We start from the raw sequence: 23702 nt of genomic DNA on the forward strand, positions 1-23702 counted from the left end.
AATTGAAATCAGGCAGGCGTATTTAGCCTTTATCGGTTTCGATAAAGCGCATCTTGAAATTACGCCCCTTGATATTGCCATTGCTTAGCTGCGCATAGGCCTTGTCGGCCGCGCGCCTATCGAGCGCCACATAGGTCATGAATTCAAACACATTGATCTTGCCGACCTGATCCTTGGTCAGTCCGACATCGCCGGTCAAGGCACCGAGCAGATCTCCGGGACGCAATTTATCCTTCTTGCCACCCATGATGCACAAGGTAACCATAGGTGCGTGCAGGTCTGCACCCATGGCTGGTTCGGCGGATTTCAAGTCGAACCATTGCGCTGGCTTGTGCTGATATTCCTCGATCAGCTTGACCCATTTCCTCTCATTCGGTGCGCACAAACTCAGCGCCAGACCCTTATCCTGTCCGCGTCCGGTACGGCCGATGCGGTGGATATGCACCTCGGTATCTTTTGATACATCGACGTTGATGACGGCACCCAGCGACTGGATATCCAGTCCGCGTGCGGCAACGTCGGTTGCTACCAGCACCGAACAGCTCTGGTTGGCGAATAGCACCAGGATTTCATCGCGCTCGCGTTGTTCCAGTTCGCCATAGAGCGCCAATGCGCTAAAACCTTGTGCGCGCAATTCAGCCGCCAGTTCACGGCAGTGGATCTTGGTATTGCAGAAGGCCAGCGTCGACACCGGGCGGTAATGCTTTAACAGTGTGGCGACCGCCGCGTTGCGCTCGTCGTAACCGACTTCGTAAAAGCGCTGTTCGATCTGATCATCATTGTGTTGCGCTTCGACTTTGACTTCTACCGGTTCACGCAAGAACTCTGCGCTGGCTTTGCGAATATCGTCTGGGTAAGTCGCCGAGAACAGCAAGGTCTGGCGACGCGTAGGGCAGGCGCTGACGATGCCAGCGATCTCTTCATAAAAACCCATGTCGACCATGCGGTCGGCCTCATCCAGTACTAACGTCTGCACGGTGGACAGATTAATCGTGTTGCGACTGATATGGTCGCGCAGGCGGCCCGGCGTGCCGACCACGATATGCGCACCGTGTTCCAGCGAAGCGATTTGCGGTCGCATGGGCGCACCGCCGCACAGCGTCAACACCTTGATGTTGTCGGTAAAGCGGGCCAGGCGGCGCAATTCATTGGAAACCTGATCCGCCAATTCGCGCGTCGGGCAAATCACCAGCGCCTGTATCGCAAACCAGGTTGGATTCAACTTCTGCAGCATGCCGATACCGAAGGCCGCGGTCTTGCCGCTGCCGGTCTTGGCCTGCGCAATCAAATCACGCAATTGCAAAATGACCGGCAGGCTTTGAGCCTGGATAGGCGTCATCTCGTGGTACCCGAGTGCATCGAGATTGCTCAACATGGCGGGTGAAAGAGACAGGCTGGAGAAGGAACTTGGATTCATGAGTGGCTAGCGTGATGCAGAAAAGGACTCGCAGTCTAACAGGCATGGAGCAATAGATGAAAAGCGCGGTGAAAGTTGGCGTGAGCCTACGGTTTTTACAAGTTCAGGGAATCGTCAGTAATTCACGTAAAAACAGGCGAAATTTCATGACCGAAGATGCCACACCACATTATGAAAAATTACTATCGCGATGCAGCATATAAAAATTTCAATGAGCAAAATATAGTTTCACATACAGAAAAATGTAATGTAACTACATGAATATAAAAGAATAAATATATTTAAAATATCTTATATAAGACATTGTTGCTCCGCAAAATATCTCCTATGATTAAGGCAGATTTTCGTTTGTGCACTTATAAAACTTAGGAGACACATCATGACAACTCGTGAGCAGCAAATTCAGGCATTAAACAAGGACTGGGCTGAGAACCCACGCTGGAAGGGTATTACGCGCACCTACACCGCGGAAGACGTGGTGCGTTTGCGCGGCTCGGTGCAGATACAGCACACGCTGGCGCAACGCGGCGCGGAAAAGCTGTGGGACATGTGCAATAACGAGCCCTTCGTCAATTCGCTGGGCGCATTGACCGGCAATCAGGCGATGCAACAGGTCAAGGCCGGCTTGAAAGCGATCTATCTATCCGGCTGGCAGGTCGCCGGCGATGCCAATCTGGCCGGTGAGATGTATCCGGACCAATCGCTGTATCCGGCCAATTCGGTGCCGATGGTGGTCAAGCGCATCAACAACACCTTCCAGCGCGCAGACCAGATCCAATGGTCTGAAGGCAAAGGCGATGTCGATTTCTTTGCGCCTATCGTGGCAGATGCAGAAGCCGGTTTTGGCGGCGTCCTGAATGCCTATGAATTGATGAAATCGATGATAGAGGCGGGTGCAGCAGGTGTGCATTTCGAAGATCAGCTGGCATCGGTAAAAAAATGCGGACATATGGGCGGCAAGGTCCTGGTGCCTACGCGTGAAGCGGTTGAAAAACTGAACGCCGCTCGCCTGGCTGCAGATGTGTCCGGTACCAGCACGCTGGTGATTGCACGTACCGATGCGGAAGCGGCTGATTTGCTGACCTCCGATGTGGATGACAACGACAAACCGTTCCTGACCGGCGAACGCACCGTAGAGGGCTTCTACAAAACCCGTTCAGGTTTCGATCAGGCGGTGTCGCGCGGTTTGGCTTATGCGCCTTACGTCGACATGCTGTGGTGCGAAACCGGCAAGCCGGATCTGGTCTTTGCGAAGCAATTTGCGGATGCCATCCATGCCAAATTCCCCGGCAAGATGCTCGCCTATAACTGTTCGCCATCTTTCAACTGGAGAAAGAATCTGGACGACGCGACTATCGCCAAATTCCAGAAAGAGCTGGGCGCGATGGGTTACAAGTTCCAGTTCATCACGCTGGCCGGCTTCCACTCGCTGAATTATTCGATGTTCAATCTGGCGCACGGTTATGCACGTCACCAGATGTCGGCTTTCGTTGAGTTGCAGGAAGCCGAATTCGCTGCCGCCGAACAAGGCTTCACTGCGGTCAAGCATCAACGCGAGGTCGGCACCGGTTACTTCGATGCGATCACGCAGGTCATCCAGCAAGGACAGTCATCGACGACGGCATTGCATGGCTCGACCGAAGACGAACAATTTTTCGAGAACAAGCTCGCAAAAACGTGCATTACAGGCCATAAAAACGCAGCCTGAAACGACCAATGCAAGGCCGTACTTCACAAGAGTACGGCCTTGCAGGGAGCAAGATCCAGCATCAGAAGAAACATAAAGATCATTTTTAAATAATTTTAAAAACCAGTTTTAAAACGAATTTTTTAACTTATTAATAGACGGAGACAAGCATGGCAGAGATCACACTGGACATCCCGGCAGGAATCGAGATTGAAGGCGAATTCAACGAAGAATACGAACAAGTGTTGACGCCTGATGCCCTAGCGCTGGTCGTTAAATTGAGTCGTGCATTTGAAGCACGCAGGCAGACTTTGCTACAGATGCGTGTTGATCGTGCAAAGCGCATTGATGTCGGCGAGCGTCCGGATTTTTTGCCGGAAACCGCGCACATCCGTGCCGGCGACTGGCGCATTGCACCGATACCGGCTGCGCTCGAATGCCGTCGTGTCGAAATTACCGGGCCGGTCGATCGCAAAATGGTCATCAATGCGCTGAACTGCGGTGCGGATGTTTATATGGCCGATTTTGAAGATGCCAACACGCCTAACTGGGACAATCAGATTCGCGGCCAGATCAATCTGATCGATGCCGTGCGCAAGACCATTACGCTGGATACCAATGGCAAGCATTACCAGCTTAATGACAAGCTCGCGACGCTGATGGTTAGGCCGCGTGGCTGGCATCTGGATGAAAAACATGTGCTGGTCGATGGCAAGCGCGTGTCCGGCGGCATCTTCGACTTTGCTGTGTTCATGTTCCATAACGCGCATGCGTTGCTGGCGAGCGGGGCGGGCCCGTATTTCTACCTGCCCAAACTGGAATCGCATCTGGAAGCACGCCTGTGGAACGACATCTTTGTCATGACGCAGCATGAGATGGGTCTGCCGCAAGGAACCATCAAGGCCACCGTATTGATCGAAACCATACTCGCCGCCTTCGAAATGGATGAAATCCTGTATGAGTTGAGAGAGCACAGCGCAGGCCTGAATGCAGGGCGCTGGGATTACATCTTCTCGTGCATCAAGAAGTTCCGCCTCGACAAAAACTTTTGCCTGGCCGATCGCGCCAAAGTGACTATGACGGTTCCATTCATGCGTTCCTACGCCTTGCTGCTGCTGAAAATTTGCCATCAACGTGGTGCGCACGCGATGGGCGGCATGGCGGCCTTGATCCCGATCAAAAACGATCCGGTAAAAAACGAACTGGCAATGAACGCGGTGCGTCTCGACAAGGAACGCGATGCCATCGACGGCTATGACGGCGGCTGGGTCGCGCATCCGGGCCTGGTCGATCTGGCCATGACGGAATTCAAGAAAGTCCTGGGCGACAAACCTAACCAGATAGGAAAATTGCGGCCCGATGTCAGTGTCACCGCAGCCGACTTGCTGGACTTTCAGCCCGAGAAGCCGATCACCGAAACCGGCCTGCGTTACAACATCAATGTCGGCATCCATTATCTGGGTAGCTGGCTCGACGGCAATGGCTGCGTACCTATCCATAACCTGATGGAAGACGCAGCCACTGCAGAGATCAGCCGCTCGCAAGTCTGGCAATGGATACGCTCGGACAAGGGCGTGCTGGAAGACGGCCGCAAGATCACCGTCGAGATGGTGCGCGCCTTGATCAAAGAAGAACTGGTCAAGGTCAAGATGTTCGCCCCTAACGGCAGCAGCCCAAGCTATGCGCGTGCCGCACAGATATTTGAAGAAATGTCGACGGCAGAATCGTTTGCGGAATTCCTGACCTTGCCGTTGTACGAAGAAATATGATCGAAGTAGTTTGATTCAGGGGAGGGGGCTGCATCGCGCAGTCCCCGTTTTGTCCCTTGGCCTTCAAGACGGATGGCAAATCGCTGTTGCTGTGACAGGATTTGCCAGTTCACTTTGCATTTCGTTATTAGATCGCATCACGTCGATTCGGCAACGCCGGTTAATCAGCAGTGTTTAATTTCAAACTCACAATTTAATTTAGATTTCGCAAACTATAATCGTTAAGCGGATTTTCACCGGATGGCGTTGCCGGATCATATGGCAGGCTCATGACTATCCATCACTTATGATGTACACGACAAGTTAGGCCTTATGAGCACGCACGAAGAACGGTGGGAACGCTTTCTCGATCCGGACATTGTTAGGCCATCGCTCTTCATGGCCACAATGTTCATCACCACATTTGAGATTCTTAAGAACTCGATAATTGATCGCATCCGAGACTTCTATTCAATTGGCTGGTCGGAAGACGGCACGACAGTTTCTCCAGAGTACAAGACGAAAGTTCTCGGGCGCGATAAGAGTCCCGTGTATGCATCATTAAATTGGTTGCATGAGCACGAAGTTATAAATGACGATGACTTGGAGACATTCGAGCAACTCAAGAGCACTAGGAATCTTGTTGCTCACCAGCTTTTCGATATCGTCACGGGTGAAACTGAGTCCAATCACACGGAACAGTTCCAAGTTCTAGTTGAGTTGCTCCGAAAGATTGAGCTTTGGTGGGTTGTAAATGTTGAGCTTGCAACCGATCCTGACTATGTAGATGCAGAAGTCAATAAAGACGGTATCGTTCCGGGAGCCATTCTGTCGCTTCAGATGCTTTTGGAGGTTGTTAGTGGCAATACAGAGCTTCTTGATGCTTGGCGTACGCAGCGCTCAAGGGAACGTCAAAATGCTCAATAACAAAAAAAGCAAGCTCAACTCTTCTTTTAAGAGGGACTCTCCGCCAGCAAGCCGACCCGGCACTCAGTACTTTCAAAGTTAAGGCGCACGTGGAATCGTGGGATATGAATCAGACGCGAACGTACATCACCCGTTTGTTCGGCTACGATCAACTGAAACTCGCTAGAGACAGTCTTAGATCCATTGATGATCGCAATTTCTACGCTTGGATTCATTATCAAGACGCCGTCGAACTGATCGATTCCTACGTAGATGAAAATTTAAAAGATAGTTCTTTGTTTGAGGTCGTGCATGTTGCAAGCGAACAGGCCTCTAATGACTTCAATTTCTTCATACGGAAAGCGGGAGCATATCTGGTTGCTTGCATACAAAGCATCCACACGCTGCCGGACGTGCTTGCACATGCTATTTATTACTCACTCGCCATCAATCTAACTTCGCAGCCCATCGAGAAGTTAATCTCTGCATCATCTGTAGCGAAGCGACTTTTAACAATCTCTGATGCTGAAGTAGTCCGCCAGTTGTTGGTTGAGCTCTCTAATGGTGGTGCATTCCCCCATCTGTCCGCGCTTGCCAATCATTCAAAACATCGAAGCATAGTCTTTCCATCATTGAACGAAGACTGGACAGGGCTACGCACCGAGCGACACGTCGTTATGCTTATGTCGTTTAAGTACAAGAATTGTCAGTATCCTCAGGTTTTGGCTAAGGACTTTTTAGTATCGGAGAGCGACCGTTGTTCCAAGCTCGTGGTTCAAGTTGGTCTCGCACTCAATTCGGTGTTAAAAAATCGTTCGGCGAAACAGGCCACTTAAGCCGGTTCGTAACTCAGAGTGCAGAGCTAACCTACCGGCCATTCCCCTGACTTACCCATTTTTGATTTGGATCAAGATCACCCAACCCCGTCTCCGTAGACTCCACATGCGGTCGTGACATGTCCTGATTTCGGGGCAGTCGATCGCCGGAACGGGAAAATGACAGCTTCAGCGATACCAATCAATTTGCTTCCTTCGGTGGAATTCGATGCGCAACTGATACGCAAGTTGAATCAGGTGGGTCCGCGTTACACGTCTTATCCAACAGCTGATCGCTTCACGGCAGAGTTCGGCTATCGCGATTATCTGCAGGCGGTAACGGGTGCGCGCGCACGCAGCAATACCCACCCCTTGTCCGTCTATATACACATCCCGTTTTGCGAATCAATTTGTTACTACTGCGGTTGCAACAAAGTGGTGACCAAGGATCACAGCAAGGCGGTGACCTATTTGAGTTATCTGAAGCGCGAGATTGAAATGCAGGGTCGCCTGCTGGTCGGCGCCAATCAGATCGAGCAATTGCACTTTGGCGGCGGCACGCCGACTTATCTGACGGATGCGCAGATGGAAGATCTAATGGCGCATTTGCGTCGCTGGTTCAGCTTCGCGTCGGATGCAAATGGCGAATATTCTATTGAAGTCGATCCGCGCACCGTCACGCGCGAGCGCGTGCAGGCTTTGCGTCGCCAGGGCTTTAACCGCATCAGTCTGGGCGTGCAGGACTTCGACGCTGACGTACAGAAGGCCGTCAATCGAATCCAGCCCGAGAGTCAGACATTGGAAGTCATCAGCGCAGCGCGCGATGCACAGTTCCGCTCGATCAGCATCGATTTGATCTATGGCTTGCCGAAGCAGAACCTGATCACCATGAATCAGACGCTGACCAAGGTGATTGCAGCCGATCCTGACCGTATTTCGATCTATAACTATGCGCACTTGCCGCATCTGTTCAAGCCGCAGCGCCGTATTGCCGAGGCAGATTTGCCTGATCTGGAAACCAAGCTCGACATGTTGGCACTTTGCATCAAGCGCCTGACAGCAGCTGGTTATGTATATATCGGCATGGATCATTTTGCCAAGCCGACCGACGATCTGGCGATCGCGCAAAGACAAGGGCGCTTGCATCGCAACTTCCAGGGCTATTCCACCCATGTCGGCGCTGATCTGATTTCTTGCGGGATTTCCGCCATCAGTGCCGTCGGTGCAACCTATAGCCAGAACGTGAAAACGCTGGATGAATACTATGAGCAGATCGAGCAGAATGAATTGCCGATTGCGCGCGGCATCAAGTTGTCCATGGACGATCTGCTGCGGCGCATCATCATCCAGATGCTGATGTGTAATTTCGAGCTGTCGGTGGCGGCAATCGAGCTGGCGTATCCGATTTCGTTTCGCACTTATTTTGCCGGCGAACTGGAGAAACTGCGCGTGCTGGAAAAAGACGGCTTGCTGACCATTGATGACGAATGGATCAGCGTGACCCTCAAAGGCCGCCTGCTGATCCGCAACATCTGTATGGTGTTCGATCGGTATTTGAACTCCGCCACCGAAGCTGGTTATGCTGCCGGCAAGACCGACGCGCCACCGCTGCGGCATTCCAAAACCATATAACGCGGGGAACGCGTGACTGGATTCAGCCTTCTTCCATTCTTCATGATAGGCCTGCTCGGCGGCCTGCATTGCGTCGGCATGTGCGGTGGCATCGTCAGCGCCTTCACAGCTGTATCGAAACCTGCACGGGCCTTCCCGATTGCAGTGGTTGGCGTCAATATGACGCACAGCATTGCCTGGGATAACGTGTCGCGGGTCTTTGCATACAACGCCGGCCGCATCAGCAGTTACGCAATTGCCGGCGCGATCGTCGGCAGCGTCGCCGGCAGCATTCATTCGCTGGCAGGCCTTGCATCGTTGCAGATAGCCGGCTACTGGCTGGCAAATCTGATGCTGGTAGTGCTGGGCTTGTATTTGATGGATGTATGGCGCGGCCTCGCTCATCTGGAAGCCTTCGGACACATCATCTGGCGACACATACAACCACTTATGAAACATTTGCTGCCCATCGATAATGCGGGCAAGGCCTTTGCGCTTGGAGGATTGTGGGGCTGGCTGCCGTGCGGCATGGTCTATAGCGTGTTGCTGACGGCAATGTTCACCGGTAGCGCGGTGTCTGGTGCCAGCGTCATGCTGGCGTTCGGTTTGGGAACCTTGCCGATGATGCTGGGCCTGGGATTGATCGGTAGCAGGCTGCGCGTATGGTCGCAGCAACGCGCGGTGCGCATGGCGTGCGGTGCGCTGGTACTGGCCTTTGGCGTGCTGGGTCTGATGCGGGCCAGTGGCATGTCGGCCGGTTACATGGATGTGTTCTGTATTTCACCGCCATCGATGGCTGCTATCACGCCTGCAACGAGCACGCCAGCGACACTGGAATTTGCGCGATGAGTGCGGTTCCGGCTTTCGACAATCAGTTTGCTGCAGAGGCGACGCTGCCGGATACTGCCTGCTATCACTGCAGCTTGCCCGTACCTCTGCCGGCGTCAAAACTCCATGCTGCGCAGTGGCAGGTAGAGATAGACGGTCAGCCACGCGCCATGTGTTGCCCAGGATGCGCAGCGGCGGCACAAACCATCATGGACATGGGCCTGTCCGATTACTACCGTACGCGTTCGTCTTTTTCTTCCCAAGTGGACAGCGCTGCGCTGCTGCCGGAGGAATTGCGGCTCTATGATTTGCCGGACGCCCGCCAGCAATTCGACCTGAATGCAGAAAGTGCAGAAGCCACCTTGTCGATTGAAGGCATACGTTGCGCGGCCTGTGTGTGGCTGATTGAAAGAAGGCTTGCGCATTTGCCCGGTTTGCAGGCGATCAATCTGAATGTGGCAACTGAACGTCTGTATGTGCGCTGGGACAAGTCATTGTGCAAGCCCAGCGACATCCTCCAGGCGCTGCGCGATATCGGCTACACCGCGTATCCCTACGATACGAACCGGCATGATGCGCAATTGCGCCGTGCCAGTCGTACGCTGTCACGTCAATTGTTCGTCGCCGGATTGTCCATGATGCAGGTGATGATGTATGCGGTGCCCGCATATATTTCGCACGATGGCACGCTGGAAGCGGACATGGCCGAGCTGATGCGCTGGGCCAGCTTGTTGCTGACAATCCCGGCGATCTGTTATTCGGCTTTACCTTTCTTTCGCGGTGCATATGCCAGTTTGCGGCAAGGAACGCTGGGCATGGATGTGCCGGTAGCGCTTGGTATAGGCGCAGCCTTTGTTGCGAGTGTGCTGGCGGTATGGCAGGGAAGTGGTGATGTCTATTTTGACTCCGTCACGATGTTCATCTTCTTGCTCCTGTGCAGTCGTTATCTGGAATTAGTGGCGCGCCGCAAGGCCGCCAGTGCGCTGGAAAAATTGCAGCATGCGTTGCCGGCTGCAGCCTCACTGATGCGCGCTTATCCCGCGCAACGCGATTGCAGTACGGTTGCGGCGACGCAGTTGTGCGCTGGCGATTTCATTCTGGTCAAGCCTGGTGAGGCCATTGCGGTGGACGGCGAGATCGTCGAGGGCAGCAGCACGATAGACATGTCGCTATTGACTGGCGAAAGCCTGCCTCTGAAGAAAAGTGTAGGCGCTATCCTGCCGGGTGGTGCGGTCAATATCTCGCAGGCGATCGTGCTGCGGGTGGGCAAAGTTGCGGCCGAGAGCACACTGTCGCAACTGGTCAAGCTGATAGAGCGCGCCGGCCATGCCAAGCCGCAGATCGCCTTGTGGGCAGACCGTGTCGCCGCATGGTTTGTGGCGGGACTGCTGCTGTTGGCGGTTGCCGTGTTCCTGTTCTGGCACTGGTATGAACCGTCGCGCGCGTGGCAGATTGCGATTGCGGTACTGGTCGTATCCTGTCCGTGCGCGTTGTCGCTTGCGACGCCGACCGCGTTGGCGGCTGCAACTGACAGATTGGTACAGCAGGGCGTGTTGATCGTGCAGCCGCATGTCCTGGAAATCCTGCATCGCACCAGCCACATTGTGTTCGACAAAACCGGCACGCTGACAGTCGGCAAGCCGACCCTGCAAAAACTGCAGACGTTCGGCATCGCGGATAGAGATGCTTGCCTGCAGATCGCTGCAGCGCTGGAGCAATCGAATGCGCATCCGCTGGCGCAGGCGATTATCGCAGCGGCCGATGCGGCGGAGCCCGGCATGTCGACGGAAGACCTTATCTATGTTGCCGGGCAGGGCATTGAAGGCGTGTTAGATGGAATGCGTTACCGCCTCGGCAGCGCCTCGTTTGTCAGCGAACTGGCAGGTCGTGTCGTCGTCGAGCAAGGCGAAGCGGGCATGACGCCGGTTTATCTGGCACGCAGCCATGCCTTGCTCGCGCGTTTTGATCTGGCGGACGCGATCCGTGAGGATGCGCGTGCAGTGATTGCCTATTTCCAGAAACGGGGTAAAAAAGTGATCCTGTTAAGTGGCGATCAGAAAGACGTTACCCGGCACGTTGCGCAACAACTCGGCATCGCAGAAGCGCACGGCGCATGCCTGCCAGACCAGAAGCTGGCTTTTGTACAATCACTGCAGCAGCACGGCGGCATTGTCGCGATGGTCGGCGATGGCATTAACGATGCTGCGGTACTGCGCGCTGCAGACGTGTCGTTTGCGATGGGTTCAGGCTCGGCCCTGGCACAGACACATGCCGATACGGTCTTGCTATCGCCGCATCTGTCGGCAATCTCCAATACTGCTGAAGTCGCCGATAAAACCATGCGTGTGATTCGACAGAACCTGGCATGGGCCACGTGCTACAACCTGCTGGCGATCCCGGCAGCAGCAATCGGCTTGATCAATCCATGGCTGTCGGGCGTCGGCATGTCGCTCAGCTCGGCAGTAGTGATCGTGAATGCGCTGCGCTTGCGCCGCATTCCGCGTGCAAAGGCCGGTGCACGCAAGTCGTCTATCGATCAAAGTCGGGTTGCTGTTGCAGTCAGGAAGCAGGGTTAAACGACGATGGAAGCCTTATATCTATTGATCCCGTTGAGTATCCTGATCGTATTTCTCGCAATATGGATATTCTTTCGCGCGTCTGACAGTGGTCAGTTTGACGACTTGAAAGGCCCGGGAGACCGCATACTGCAAGATGACGATAGTCCATGAAGTCATTGATATCTCATCGTTGCGGCATCTCTGCTACACATGAGACGTCGCGAGTGCGGGCGGATCGCGGCCCTTGTCGCAAATAACCATCACATCATCTTCAAATAAGACAGAAATAACAGTCACACCGCACGATTTGCAGGCTTTGCTCTGCATATTTTGATGCAAATCAAAATGCACATCCCAGTCGCACCTTACCCTCAAGTTCATCATCGTTGTACTTTAGGGAGAAGGTTTGGTGGACAAGACACTTGACTACAACTACAAGATCGTAAAACAGTTCGCGATCGCCACCGTAGTGTGGGGAGTGATAGGGATGCTGGTTGGCGTCTTTATCGCGGCACAACTTGCATGGCCGGCACTTAATTTCGACGTTCCATGGCTGAGCTACGGTCGCTTGCGTCCCTTGCACACGAATGGCGTCATCTTTGCGTTCGGTATCTGCGGACTCTTCGCGACGTCGTATTACGTGGTGCAACGTACCTGTCAGGTACGCTTGTTTTGCGACAAGCTGGCAGCCTTCACCTTCTGGGGCTGGCAACTGGTTCTGGTACTGGCAGTCATTACCTTGCCGATGGGATTGACCCGCGCCAAGGAATACGCCGAGCTGGAATGGCCGATCACGATTTTGATCACCATAGTCTGGGTTGCCTATGCAGTGGTCTTCTTCGGTACGCTGCTCAAGCGCAAGGTCGCACACATCTATGTCGCCAACTGGTTCTTCGGTGCCTACATCATCGCTGTAGCGCTGCTGCACATCGTCAACGGCGCCAGCATGCCGGCATCGCTCGGTAAATCGTATTCGGCTTACTCGGGCGTGCAGGATGCAATGATCCAGTGGTGGTATGGCCATAACGCGGTGGGCTTTATCCTCACTGCCGGCTATCTCGGCATGGTCTATTACTTCATTCCGAAACAGGCAGAACGTCCGGTGTATTCCTACCGTCTGTCCATCGTCCATTTCTGGGCGCTGATCTTTACGTATATGTGGGCAGGTCCGCATCATTTGCACTACACGGCATTGCCGGACTGGACGCAATCGATCGGCATGGTGTTCTCGCTGGTGCTATTGGCACCGTCATGGGGCGGCATGATCAACGGCATGATGACCTTGTCCGGCGCATGGCACAAACTGCGCTCCGATCCTATTCTCAAGTTCCTGATCGTATCGCTGTCTTTCTACGGCATCGCTACCTTTGAAGGTCCGATGATGTCGATCAAGACAGTCAACTCCCTGTCGCATTACACGGACTGGACCATCGGTCACGTACATGCCGGTGCACTGGGCTGGGTCGGTTTCATCACGATGGGTTCGATCTATTACCTGATCCCGCGTTTGTCGGGCAAGAAGGAAATGTGGAGCATGCGTCTGATTGAGCTCCACTTCTGGGTCGCGACCATCGGCATCGTGTTGTACATCGCATCCATGTGGATTGCCGGCGTGATGCAGGGCTTGATGTGGCGTGCGGTTAATCCCGACGGTACCTTGACGTATACCTTTGTCGAGAGCGTGAAGGCGACCTATCCGTACTACGTGATTCGTTTTACGGGCGGCGTGTTGTACCTGTCAGGCATGTTGCTGATGGCTTACAACACCTGGATGACGATGCGCGAAAGTAGTGCAGTCAATGCGCGCATCCCTGCCGTTCTTCCGGCACACGCATAGATACATACCGATCAAGGAGCATTGAATGAAATTTTCACATGAGTGGATCGAAAAGAATCCATGGTTGCTGATCGCGCTGGTCACGCTGGTGATCAGCGTGGGCGGTGCGGTTGAGATCGTACCGCTGTTCTTCCAGAAATCGACCACTGAGCCGATTGCAGGATTGAAGCCATACTCGGCTTTGCGTCTGGCCGGTCGCGATATCTATACACGCGAAGGTTGCTACAACTGTCATTCGCAAATGATTCGTCCTTTCCGTGCCGAGACCGAACGTTACGGCCATTACTCGGTTGCCGGCGAATTTGTTTATGACAGACCGTTCCAGTGGGGCTCCAAACGTACCGGCCCGGATCTGGCACGTGTAGGTGGACGTTACAGCGATGAATGGCATCGTACGCATCTGGATAATCCGCGCGACCTGGTGCCTGAATCGAATATGCCTGGCTATCCGTGGCTGGCCAAAACCAAGCTGGTGCCTGCAGAGATCACGCCGAAGTTGAACGCGCTGAAACGTCTTGGTGTGCCTTACACCGATGAAGAAATCAAGCTCGCACCGGCCGAACTGGTCGGCAAGACGGAGCAGGATGCACTGGTTGCATATCTGCAGGGACTAGGCATTTTGATCAAGGCGAGACGCTAATCATGAACATTTCCATCGATGCGAGCAGCATCATGACAGTAGTGAGCTTTCTGACATTTGTCGGCATCCTGGTGTGGACGTTTATCCTGCATCGCGGCAGTGATTTCGACAAGGCGGCACGCACCCCGTTTGCGGATGAAGAGGATATGGAGAACGAGGAGCACAGCCATGTCTGATTTCACCAATGGTTTCTGGAATATATACATCACGGTACTGACGCTGCTTGGGATCATCGGCTGCGGCATCCTGCTGTGGTCGCAATCCAAGGTCAAGGTCAAGATCGAGCCTGGGACCAATCACCAAATGGAAACCACCGGTCACCTCTGGGATGAAGATCTCACCGAGTTGAACACACCGATGCCGCGCTGGTGGATGTGGTTGTTCTATATCACGATCGTTTTTGCACTGGCTTATCTCGTGCTGTACCCAGGACTCGGTACTTATGTCGGCAAGCTGGGCTGGAAATCGGCTGATGCTTACCAAACCGAATTGAGCAAGGCTGATGCCGATTACGGTCCGCTGTTTAATCAGTTTCAGAAACAGGATTTGAAAGCGGTTGCTGCCGATCCCCAGGCCCACGCCATCGGCGAGCGCCTGTTCCTGACCTACTGTGCGCAATGCCACGGCTCCGATGCACGCGGCAACAAGGGTTACCCGAATCTGACCGACAAGGATTGGCTCTATGGTGGCACGCCGGACGTCATCAAGACCACGATCCTGCAAGGGCGCCACGGCATCATGCCTCCGATGGGTGCTGCTCTGGGTTCCGAGAAGGATGTGGAAAACGTCGCGCATTATGTGTTGAGTTTGTCGGGCTCTAACTCCGATCCTATCAAGACCGTGTTCGGCAAGCCGAAGTTTGCTGCATGTGCAGCCTGTCATGGCGCCGATGGCAAGGGCAATCAGGCACTGGGCGCGCCTAATCTGACCGACAAGGTATGGTTGTATGGCGGCAGCGCCAATACGATCATGGAAACCATACGCAAGGGACGCGAAAACATGATGCCGCCTTTCGAAGAGTTTCTCGGTGATGCCAAGGTACATGTGCTGGCTGCATATGTATGGAGTTTATCGAACGACGTCAAAGCAGAGCGTCCGGAAAAATGATGGTGTTCGGGCGAGACTGCATGTGCAGGATCTCGCCTGATCCCCTCCACAAAATCATTTTTGTAATTGTTTAAAGAGTGAAAGAGCAGGCAAGAGCATGAGCGTCAGCGACCCTGAAGTTTCCGTCATCAAGATGTACGCCGCGCGGGAAGAAATTTATCCGCGCGAGACGAAGGGGCGTTATGCAAGCTTGCGCTGGATCTGTGTCTGGCTAACCCAACTCGCGTTCTATGGCATGCCGTGGATGAGCTGGAATGGCCGGCAAGCCTTGCTGTTCGATTTGGCTGCGCGCAAGTTTTATATTTTCGGCATCGTGTTGTGGCCGCAGGATTTTATTTACCTGTCGGGCTTGCTCATCATTTCCGCCTATCTGCTGTTTCTGGCGACCGCGATTGCCGGCCGCGTCTGGTGCGGCTTTGCCTGTCCGCAAACGGTTTACACAGAAATTTTTCTGTGGATAGAACGGGTGATAGAAGGCAAGCGCAGCGCGCGCATGCGCCTCGATAAACAGCCTGCATCCTTCTCCAAGATTGCAAAAAAAACCGCGAAACACATGGCGTGGGGCGGCGTGGCACTGTGGACTGGTTTTACGTTCGTCGGTTATTTCACGCCGATTCATACCCTGACGCAGGAAGTGCTGAACCTCGCACTCGGCCCGTGGGAGCTGTTCTGGATATTGTTTTATGCCTTCGCCACTTATGGCAATGCAGGCTGGCTGCGCGAACAGGTCTGCAAGTATATGTGTCCGTATGCACGCTTCCAGAGCTCGATGTTCGACAAGGATTCGCTGATCATCTCTTACGATCAAAAACGCGGCGAACCGCGCGGCATGCCGAGCAAGCATGCAGATGCATCGGCAAAGAAACTTGGGGATTGCATAGATTGCACATTGTGCGTGCAGGTCTGTCCGGTCGGCATTGATATACGCGATGGCCTGCAGTACGAATGCATAGGATGTGCGGCTTGCGTAGATGCCTGCAATACGGTGATGGATAAAGTGGGGTCGCCGCGTGGCCTGATTCGGTATACGACGGATAACGCGCTGGCCAACAATCTGTCGATCAAGGAAGTCAGGCGGCGCGCTTTGCGTCCAAGGGTATTGATCTATACGGGAATCCTGCTGGCGATTGTGGTGACATTTTTTTCAGCACTCGGTCTGCGCACACCGCTCAAGCTCGACGTGATTCGTGATCGCGGTGCGATGGGTCGTGAGGTGGAGGACGGCATGATAGAGAATGTGTATCGACTGCAGATCATGAACACGGCAGAAACTGCGCACCGCTATCAAATCAGTGTGGCCGGAATCGAATCGCTAGCATTGGCGACACCCGATATTGTCGACCTTGCAGCAACCGAAACGCGCGCGGTTCCGATCAGATTGCGGGTTGATCAAGGGCAGGGCGCACCGGGTTCCAACAAGATAAGCGTCACTCTGAAGGCACTCGATGATGACGGCCTGCAAGTGACGGAACACGCGGTATTTTTTGTGCCGCGTTGAGATAGTCAAGGAGAGCACCATGTCGAAGGCTGCAATAATACTGAATGCCACGCACGATGAAGGCCCCTGGTACAAGCACCGCTGGCCCTGGTTGTTGATGATGGGGCCGTTCGCGGTGATGATCGCGGGCAGCATCACGATGTGGATAGCCGTGACGCAGCAGGATGCGTTGGTGGTGGATGACTATTACAAGCAGGGCAAGGCGATCAATCAGGATTTGCGACGTGATCGTGTGGCGAGCGATCTGGGCGTACAGTTTTCTGCGCATTACGACACGCCGACTCGCATGTTGAGTGGATCGGTATCCAACAAGGCAAAGCAGGCGATGGACGCTATCAGCGTGCGCCTGATACACGCAACGATCCCGGAGAAGGATATCGTGCTGCTGGTTCGGCCTGACCCGTCAGGAAAATTTTCGGTGGCATTACCCATGCTGGAGATGGGGCGCTGGCAAGTACTGGTGGAGAATCAAAAACGTGAATGGCGGTTGAATGGCATCTGGACATGGCCGACACAACGCAGCATTGCCATTGAGGCAGACAGGGTTTAGCAGTCAATAAAAAAGGAGACGCAATGCAACGACTACTGATGATCGTTCTATGGCCCTCGTTTCTGGTGGCTATCGCAGCGGAAGGTGCACTGTTTGCACTGATTGACCCCTTGCATGGCTTGGTGATTGAAGGCCAGGATACAGTCTGGTCACTGGCGACTTACACCATAGGCTTTTTTGTCCTGTGGCTGTTCTGCGCTTTGTCGAGTGCTCTGACCTGTTATTTGGGCCTGGAGCCAAAAGAAATAAATAGTCCGCAGTGACACTCGTGCTGAATCGCCATCAAGTCCTGAAAACCAGGCGTGGCAGACCGAGGAATGTGTCTGATAGCGAAGTGTTGTTATAACGGCCTCAGCCGCAGGTTTCCGTCCCTGCTGCCATTGCCTTCAACGTGACGGGATCAAGCAATACGATTTCGCGATTGCTGACAGTCAGCAAACCTTGTTTCTTGAACTTGGAGAGCAGGCGGCTGATGCTTTCAATCGTCAGGCCGAGATAATTACCGATATCCTCGCGCGACATGCGCAACTGGAAATTGGTCGATGAATAACCGCGCGCCATGTAACGAGATGCCAGATTCACCAAAAATGCAGCAAAACGCTGTTCTGCGCGCATATTGCCGAGGAGGAGCATGACGCTTTGTTCACGCGTGATTTCCTGGCTCATCATGCGGTGGAAGTGACGCAACAGTATCGGCATGGTGCCAAATAACTCTTCCAGCCTGGGAAACGGGATTTCACAGACTTCACTATCTTCCAGCGCAATTGCGTCGCAATGATGACGGTCTGTGCTGATTGCATCCATACCGAGTAATTCGCCCGCCATCTGGAATCCGGTAATCTGCTGCTCGCCGCCGGCATTGATCTGATAGGTCTTGAAATGCCCGACACGTACCGCATACAGATTGGTAAATGGATCGTCCATCCGGTACAGATAACCGTCACGCGGCACTTTGCGCCTGCGACCGATGATCTCGTCCAGCTTGTCCATATCGTTTTCACCCAGTCCCATGGGCAGGCACAACTGATGCATGCTACAGGTCGCACAACTTGTGCGTAGCGAAGTGACGAGGGAAGACGGATTGGGAAGGGTGGAAGAATTGCTCATGACTTGATTATGCATCCTGGTTGCAATTATTAGGTGCACTTTAACTGTTTATTTTCCGTTTGCAAAATTACCAGTTTTTACTGTTGTTTGAAGTAAAGAGATTTTATCGTCTACTTGCGCCCATTTTGCGTGATCCGGCAGCGGTTCCTGCTGCAGCTTGATGCGCTTCCAGTCGGGATGATGTGACAAGGTGCGATTCAATTCGACAAAATGCTTTTGTTCTTCAGCAATTTCTGAAGCACCGATAATTGCATTGACTGGACATTCCGGTACGCATACCGAGCAGTCTATGCATTCATCCGGATTAATGGCCAGGAAGTTGGGCCCTTCAAAGAAACAATCCATAGGGCATACCGCAACACAATCTGTGTATTTGCACTGTATGCATGATTCAGTCACTACAAAAGGCATGTTTTGAATCCTTTTTCATCGGATGTCCCATTGTAATCGCTAGAAGACGTGATTCTTTCGATCAACACGTCGGATGAAAAATTCTCAACTTCATCTGTTCTTACACAAAATGATTGCATCGTCTGATAGAGGTGATCTCCTTGACCTTTTATTATCAATACACGCTATGAATCGCGATAAGTGTGTCGCTAGCGTGCATTGATGAATCTACTGAATGTACTTAAGTGAACAAGGAGATTGCCATGTCCAAAGGTGATAAATCAGCCTATACCGACAAGCAGAAGCGGCAGGTAAAACATATAGAAGAAGGTTATGAAGAGAAAGGCGTACCGGCCAAGGAGGCCAAGCGTCGTGCATGGGCAACAGAAAACAAGATTTCCGGTGGGGGCAGAAAATCAGGTTCAGGCCGAGCGCATTAATAAAATGCCAAATAATTAGAAGTGAAGTAATCCGAAGACCGCCAACCACGCCGAAAATATCGGCGAAAAATAGATAAAAACAAATAAGCGCAGCTCCCAAGGGGAGCTGCGCCGTTTCAATGGCATGCGCTGAACATATACAATATGCATGCACTGAGGAAATTCCACTTTTTCAAGAAACAAATGGTTTCAACTTGCCGGCGCAATGCCTGCTAAAGTTGCGGCGCATAAGACTTAACAGGGGATCGCGTTGCGGCTGTTTTCATTTATTAAAAAATCCATTGTGGACTGGTCAGAACGACCAACCGATATCAAACTCCGACAGGCAGGAATAGTAGCGCTGATAGGCGCTGGCGCTTTTGCCGTATTGATGGCGCTGTTTACTGCGCTGTTCATTGTCCCGAATCTTCCACCGATCGATGCATTGACCGACTATCGGCCGAAAATTCCGTTACGCGTCTATACCGCTGATAACGTATTGATAGGCGAATTTGGCGAAGAGCGTCGTGACTTTGTATCGATAGGCGAAATTCCATCCAGCATGAAGAACGCGATCATCGCGATCGAAGATAATAATTTCTATGAACATGGTGGCGTCGATCTTTTAGGCGTGGTACGTGCCGGACTGGCGAACCTGATACATAGCCGTTCGCAAGGCGCCTCGACCATCACGATGCAGGTTGCACGCACCTTTTTGTTGACGCGCAAAAAGACTTACAGCCGCAAATTGCAGGAAGTGCTGCTGGCTTACCGTATCGAGAAGAATTTGACCAAAGATCAGATTCTGGAGTTGTACATGAATCAGATTTATCTGGGACAGCGTGCTTACGGCTTCGGCAGTGCGTCGCGCATCTACTTTGGCAAGCCGATCAAGGAATTGAGCATTGCCGAAGCGGCAATGCTGGCCGGCCTGCCCAAGGCCCCCGCCAGTGCCAATCCGGTAGTCAATCCGAAACGTGCCACCGAACGTCAGCAATACATACTCAAGCGCATGTACGACCTGGGCTTTATTACGCAAGCCCAATATGAGAATGCCAAGGCTGAAAAACTGAGCGTGCTGGCTGATGGCAACCGTTTCCGTACCCATGCGGAATATGCAGCCGAACAAGTGCGGCAGTTCATGTACTCACAGTACAAGGACGAAATCTATACCAGCGGCATGAGCGTCTACACCACACTGAACAAAGCCGATCAGGATGCGGCTTATGAGGCAGTACGACGTGGCGTGCTTGATTATGACAAACGCCATGGATATCGTGGACCCGAAAATAGTATCGAGTTGCCGAAGGATGCAGAAGACCGGCAGCAGGCGATAGAGGACATTCTGGTCAAGCATCCGGATAGTGACGACTTGAAGGCGGCGGTCGTTACCGCCGTATCGACGAAGTCGGTAAGTGCTGAAACATTATCAGGCGACGATATCGTCATCACCGGTGAAGGTTTGCGTTTTGCTGCGTCAGCCTTGTCAAGCAAGGCTGCGGAAGACAAGAAAATCAAACAGGGATCTGTGATTCGCGTCGTGCAAGACGGCAAGAAAAAATGGTCTATTGTCCAGTTGCCTGAGGTGTCAGCCGCTTTTGTTTCAGTCAATGCCCAGGATGGCGGCATCCGTGCAATGGTTGGTGGTTTTGATTTTGCGATAAACCAGTTCGATCATGTTACGCAGGCGTGGCGCCAACCTGGCTCGACCATCAAACCATTCGTTTATTCCGCGGCGCTGGAAAAAGGCTTTTCTCCGGGTACATTGATTAACGATGCGCCACTTGCCGAAGACAGTACCACCGAGCAAAACGGCAAGGCATGGAATCCGGGTAACGACGATGGCAATTACGATGGCCCTATCACGATGCGCACCGGCTTGAAGCGTTCGAAGAATCTGGTATCGATCCGCATCCTGCGCAAGATCACGCCGCCTTTTGCAATTGAACACTTGACTCATTTCGGTCTGGATGCAGACAAGCAACCATCCAATCTGACGCTGACGCTGGGCACAGGTTCGGTCACGCCACTGCAGATGGCGGGTGCGTACACAGTGTTCGCCAATGGCGGTTTTAAATTGACGCCTTACCTGATCCAGAAAGTTGTCGATGTGCGGGGCAAGGTATTGATGGAGGCAGACCATCCGCGAGCAGGCGACGAAACCGCACGTGCCATCGATCCGCGCAATGCCTTCATCATGAATACGATGTTGCGCGACGTTGTGCGTTCTGGCACTGGTTACATGGCTGGACAACGATTGGGTCGTAGCGATCTGGCTGGCAAAACCGGCACCACCAACGACTCCATGGATGGATGGTTTGCCGGCTATGGTCGCGATGTCGTGGGAGTCGCCTGGATGGGGTACGACAAACCGCGCACGCTCGGCAGCAGAGAGTTCGGCAGTACGCTGGCACTACCGATCTGGGTTGATTACATGAAAACCGCGCTGCGCGGCAAACCGGAAATCCAGAATGCGGTGCCATCCGGATTGACGCAAGTCGATGGCGATTGGTCATATGACGAATACGTCAATGGCGATTCGGTCAAGTCGCTGGATGTCGATGAGCAAAAAGGATTCTGGGAGCGTTTATTCAATCCAGGTTCCGAACCGCAGGTTCAACCGCCGGGCAATCTTTCGCCAGAAGAAATAGAAAAGCAAAGGACCGAGGATTTGTACCGCGGCTAGATGAGATTGCGGATGGTTTAAACGCGGCGATAATCAGCACATCGATGTGCGAGAAGGCGTGTGTAGCTACTTAGATTGTCATCCGAAGAGCGATGACATTCGCGCATGTACCTCGTCGATGCACCTTGCCGACTTTAAGCAGAGGGCGCAGCCTCAACCCTGCGTCTTCCCAATCCTTTGGCCTTGTACATGGCCCTATCTGCACGGTGCAGCAAGGCCTGGCTGGTGACGCCGGAATCGGGGTAGGTGGCAATCCCGATACTGGCTGAAATACTGACACTGAGGCCATCAAAAACATACGGTTCGGATACGCCTTGGACCAGTTTTTCTGCGGTTATCTTGGCATTCTTCATGTCGGTTCCGACCATGACAATGGCAAATTCATCACCCCCCAGGCGCGCCACGACATCGGAGTTGCGGATGCCGGATTTCAATCGTGATGCGACATTACGCAGCAATCTGTCACCAGTTTCATGACCGTGCTTGTCATTGGTGATCTTGAAACCATCCAGATCGATATACAGGATAGACAGCTCGCTTTGATTACGTTCGCACAGCAACAGTTGCTGATTGACGATTTCATTGAATAGCGTGCGATTCGCCAGACCGGTCAGTCCATCATGATTTGCACGATGCTGGGCATTTTGCAGCATGACCGAGGCTTGCATCAGGGATGCGCCTACCTCGTCAGCTTCGCGTAAATGCAAAGGCGGAACGTCAACTTTTTCTCCTGTGCCCAAGGCAAGGGCAGGGCCGGTCAGCCCATTTACCGAATCGGCAATGCGGCCACCAATCGCCCATGCTGCAGCAAGACTGCAAATTAGCAAGCCTACCGTGGCGAGCACCAGCCAGAACAAGGTTTCTCGCAGCTCTTGATGCAGGCTCTGGGTCGGTATGCCGATTGCCAGCGACCAGTTCGAAACGGATGAACGGCTAAAGACCGTTTGCACCGAAATTCCGTCATAGGTCACACTTTCAAATGTATCTTCGGTAGCTGTCTTCATGTGCCTGACCATTTCAGGTGTGCCCATTTTTCCTGCGTAACGCTCCATGTCACGTGTGCGTGCCACGATTTTTCCATTGCCGTCGAAGATGGCTGCGATCCAGCCTGCAGGCAGCTTCTGTTGAAGTAACAGGCGCTCGAAACGTTCTGGAAAGATGCCCGCATTCAGGTTGTAGCGTATGCCAGGATCGAAAACCGGTACGCCTACGGCGAGCAATGGACGTTTGCTTACTTCACCGATAAAGATATCAGAGATGACGGGTCGGCCTGTTTCGTAGATGGCGCGCATGCCGGGGAAGTTATTCCTGGTCGGTAGCGGTGAGCCAAAGGGACGGCGCGTGTTTATATATTGTTTGCCGGTGATATCCAGCAGAGCGATATTCATATCGTGCTGAGACCCCTGGTTTTTCAGTACGGTTTGCGACTGCTGATAAAAAGCGCGAAAGTTGCCGGATTTGATATAAGGCGAGGTGGCAAGCGCTACCAGGGAGGATTCGATACTGGCCAGATCGCGGTCTACCACCGAAATCATGGCCCTTGCGGTATCCAGCGAATTAGCCAGTAGTTGCTCGCGGGCGCGCTGATAATCGTATGCGATCAGCAACACAGCCATCAGAGATGCCGGTACGACGCACGCCATGACGAGCAAAACAAGTTTGGAACGTATTGTGGGCGCGCGCTTTGTTGTCATTATGTGCGTCTGGAAGATGGCTTTACTGGCCTTGAAGTGCAAATTTTATAACATTTTGACGATGCCCCGACGTTTTCAACTGCCACAGGAAAATATCGATGACGGGCACACATAACGTTGTGATTTTGCTGCTGGATTGATTTCGCGCATAAATTTACTTGGCAAAAGAAAAAATCGGACGCATCGTAGTGTGCAAGCTCGGCA

Annotated in this window: 21 protein-coding genes; 17 read left to right on the forward strand and 4 right to left on the reverse strand. The window is 53.0% G+C overall.

Features of this window, described 5'->3' with window-relative positions; translation table 11 throughout:
* Window positions 1–22: 22 nt before the first annotated feature.
* Entirely contained in the window at window positions 23–1417 is a 1395-nt protein-coding gene (dbpA, locus tag ACFQO0_RS13550; protein WP_382235501.1) for an ATP-dependent RNA helicase DbpA, read from the reverse strand.
* 379 nt (window positions 1418–1796) lie between these two features.
* On the opposite strand from dbpA, the gene aceA reads away from it, so the two are divergent.
* The 15 genes from aceA (at window position 1797) to ACFQO0_RS13625 (ending at window position 17465) form a co-directional block, all read left to right on the forward strand.
* Window positions 1797–3125 carry an isocitrate lyase gene (aceA, locus tag ACFQO0_RS13555; protein ID WP_382235503.1) on the forward strand — a complete coding sequence of 443 codons (1329 nt, stop codon included), beginning with the start codon at window positions 1797–1799 and terminating at the stop codon, window positions 3123–3125.
* Window positions 3126–3274: 149 nt separating this feature from the next.
* On the forward strand, window positions 3275–4873 hold the full coding sequence (gene aceB, locus ACFQO0_RS13560) for a malate synthase A (protein WP_382235505.1): 1599 nt from the start codon (window positions 3275–3277) through the stop codon (window positions 4871–4873).
* A gap of 312 nt (window positions 4874–5185) precedes the next feature.
* Window positions 5186–5779, forward strand: a complete 594-nt coding sequence (locus ACFQO0_RS13565; RefSeq protein ID WP_382235506.1) for a hypothetical protein — start codon at window positions 5186–5188, stop codon at window positions 5777–5779.
* A gap of 89 nt (window positions 5780–5868) precedes the next feature.
* Window positions 5869–6594, forward strand: a complete 726-nt coding sequence (locus ACFQO0_RS13570) for a hypothetical protein (RefSeq protein WP_382235508.1) — start codon at window positions 5869–5871, stop codon at window positions 6592–6594.
* 159 nt (window positions 6595–6753) lie between these two features.
* Window positions 6754–8205, forward strand: a complete 1452-nt coding sequence (hemN, locus tag ACFQO0_RS13575) for an oxygen-independent coproporphyrinogen III oxidase (protein ID WP_382235510.1) — start codon at window positions 6754–6756, stop codon at window positions 8203–8205.
* A gap of 12 nt (window positions 8206–8217) precedes the next feature.
* Window positions 8218–9033 (forward strand): sulfite exporter TauE/SafE family protein, encoded by an 816-nt coding sequence (locus ACFQO0_RS13580; protein WP_382235512.1) that lies wholly within the window; start codon window positions 8218–8220, stop codon window positions 9031–9033.
* The gene (locus ACFQO0_RS13585; RefSeq protein WP_382235514.1) at window positions 9030–11588 is read left to right on the forward strand and encodes a heavy metal translocating P-type ATPase; all 2559 of its coding nucleotides are present in this window, start codon (window positions 9030–9032) and stop codon (window positions 11586–11588) included. The genes ACFQO0_RS13580 and ACFQO0_RS13585 overlap by 4 nt, the downstream gene beginning before the upstream one ends.
* A 6-nt stretch (window positions 11589–11594) precedes the next feature.
* Window positions 11595–11741 carry a cbb3-type cytochrome oxidase assembly protein CcoS gene (gene ccoS, locus ACFQO0_RS13590; RefSeq protein WP_382235516.1) on the forward strand — a complete coding sequence of 49 codons (147 nt, stop codon included), beginning with the start codon at window positions 11595–11597 and terminating at the stop codon, window positions 11739–11741.
* A 238-nt stretch (window positions 11742–11979) separates the two neighbouring features.
* Window positions 11980–13407 (forward strand): cytochrome-c oxidase, cbb3-type subunit I, encoded by a 1428-nt coding sequence (gene ccoN / locus ACFQO0_RS13595; protein WP_382235518.1) that lies wholly within the window; start codon window positions 11980–11982, stop codon window positions 13405–13407.
* Window positions 13408–13432: 25 nt separating this feature from the next.
* Complete coding sequence (ccoO, locus tag ACFQO0_RS13600; protein ID WP_382235520.1) at window positions 13433–14047, forward strand: cytochrome-c oxidase, cbb3-type subunit II; 615 nt, start codon at window positions 13433–13435, stop codon at window positions 14045–14047.
* 2 nt (window positions 14048–14049) lie between these two features.
* Complete coding sequence (locus ACFQO0_RS13605; RefSeq protein ID WP_382235522.1) at window positions 14050–14223, forward strand: cbb3-type cytochrome oxidase subunit 3; 174 nt, start codon at window positions 14050–14052, stop codon at window positions 14221–14223.
* Window positions 14216–15154, forward strand: coding sequence for a cytochrome-c oxidase, cbb3-type subunit III (gene ccoP / locus ACFQO0_RS13610; protein ID WP_382235524.1), 939 nt, complete (start codon window positions 14216–14218; stop codon window positions 15152–15154). Before ACFQO0_RS13605 ends, ccoP begins: the two co-directional genes overlap by 8 nt.
* Before the next feature lie 97 nt (window positions 15155–15251).
* The gene (ccoG, locus tag ACFQO0_RS13615; RefSeq protein ID WP_382235526.1) at window positions 15252–16652 is read left to right on the forward strand and encodes a cytochrome c oxidase accessory protein CcoG; all 1401 of its coding nucleotides are present in this window, start codon (window positions 15252–15254) and stop codon (window positions 16650–16652) included.
* Window positions 16653–16671: 19 nt separating this feature from the next.
* Complete coding sequence (locus ACFQO0_RS13620) at window positions 16672–17202, forward strand: FixH family protein (protein WP_382235528.1); 531 nt, start codon at window positions 16672–16674, stop codon at window positions 17200–17202.
* A gap of 23 nt (window positions 17203–17225) precedes the next feature.
* A complete protein-coding gene (locus ACFQO0_RS13625; RefSeq protein WP_382235530.1) occupies window positions 17226–17465 on the forward strand; it encodes a hypothetical protein in 240 nt (79 codons plus the stop codon).
* 88 nt (window positions 17466–17553) lie between these two features.
* On the opposite strand, the gene fnr is transcribed toward ACFQO0_RS13625, so the two are convergent.
* Both fnr and fdxA read right to left on the reverse strand, forming a co-directional pair.
* Window positions 17554–18309 (reverse strand): fumarate/nitrate reduction transcriptional regulator Fnr, encoded by a 756-nt coding sequence (fnr, locus tag ACFQO0_RS13630; protein ID WP_382235532.1) that lies wholly within the window; start codon window positions 18307–18309, stop codon window positions 17554–17556.
* A gap of 48 nt (window positions 18310–18357) precedes the next feature.
* Complete coding sequence (gene fdxA / locus ACFQO0_RS13635) at window positions 18358–18720, reverse strand: ferredoxin FdxA (protein ID WP_382235533.1); 363 nt, start codon at window positions 18718–18720, stop codon at window positions 18358–18360.
* 242 nt (window positions 18721–18962) lie between these two features.
* On the opposite strand from fdxA, the gene ACFQO0_RS13640 reads away from it, so the two are divergent.
* Both ACFQO0_RS13640 and ACFQO0_RS13645 read left to right on the forward strand, forming a co-directional pair.
* Entirely contained in the window at window positions 18963–19139 is a 177-nt protein-coding gene (locus tag ACFQO0_RS13640) for a hypothetical protein (RefSeq protein ID WP_382235535.1), read from the forward strand.
* 283 nt (window positions 19140–19422) lie between these two features.
* Entirely contained in the window at window positions 19423–21804 is a 2382-nt protein-coding gene (locus ACFQO0_RS13645; protein ID WP_382235537.1) for a penicillin-binding protein 1A, read from the forward strand.
* Between the two features lie 134 nt (window positions 21805–21938).
* Here ACFQO0_RS13645 and ACFQO0_RS13650 read toward each other — a convergent pair whose 3' ends face one another.
* Window positions 21939–23498, reverse strand: a complete 1560-nt coding sequence (locus tag ACFQO0_RS13650) for a sensor domain-containing diguanylate cyclase (RefSeq protein ID WP_382235539.1) — start codon at window positions 23496–23498, stop codon at window positions 21939–21941.
* Window positions 23499–23702 lie beyond the last annotated feature (204 nt).

The sequence above is a fragment of the Herminiimonas aquatilis genome, assembly GCF_042665175.1.
GTDB classification, from domain to species: Bacteria; Pseudomonadota; Gammaproteobacteria; order Burkholderiales; family Burkholderiaceae_D; genus Oxalicibacterium; species Oxalicibacterium aquatilis.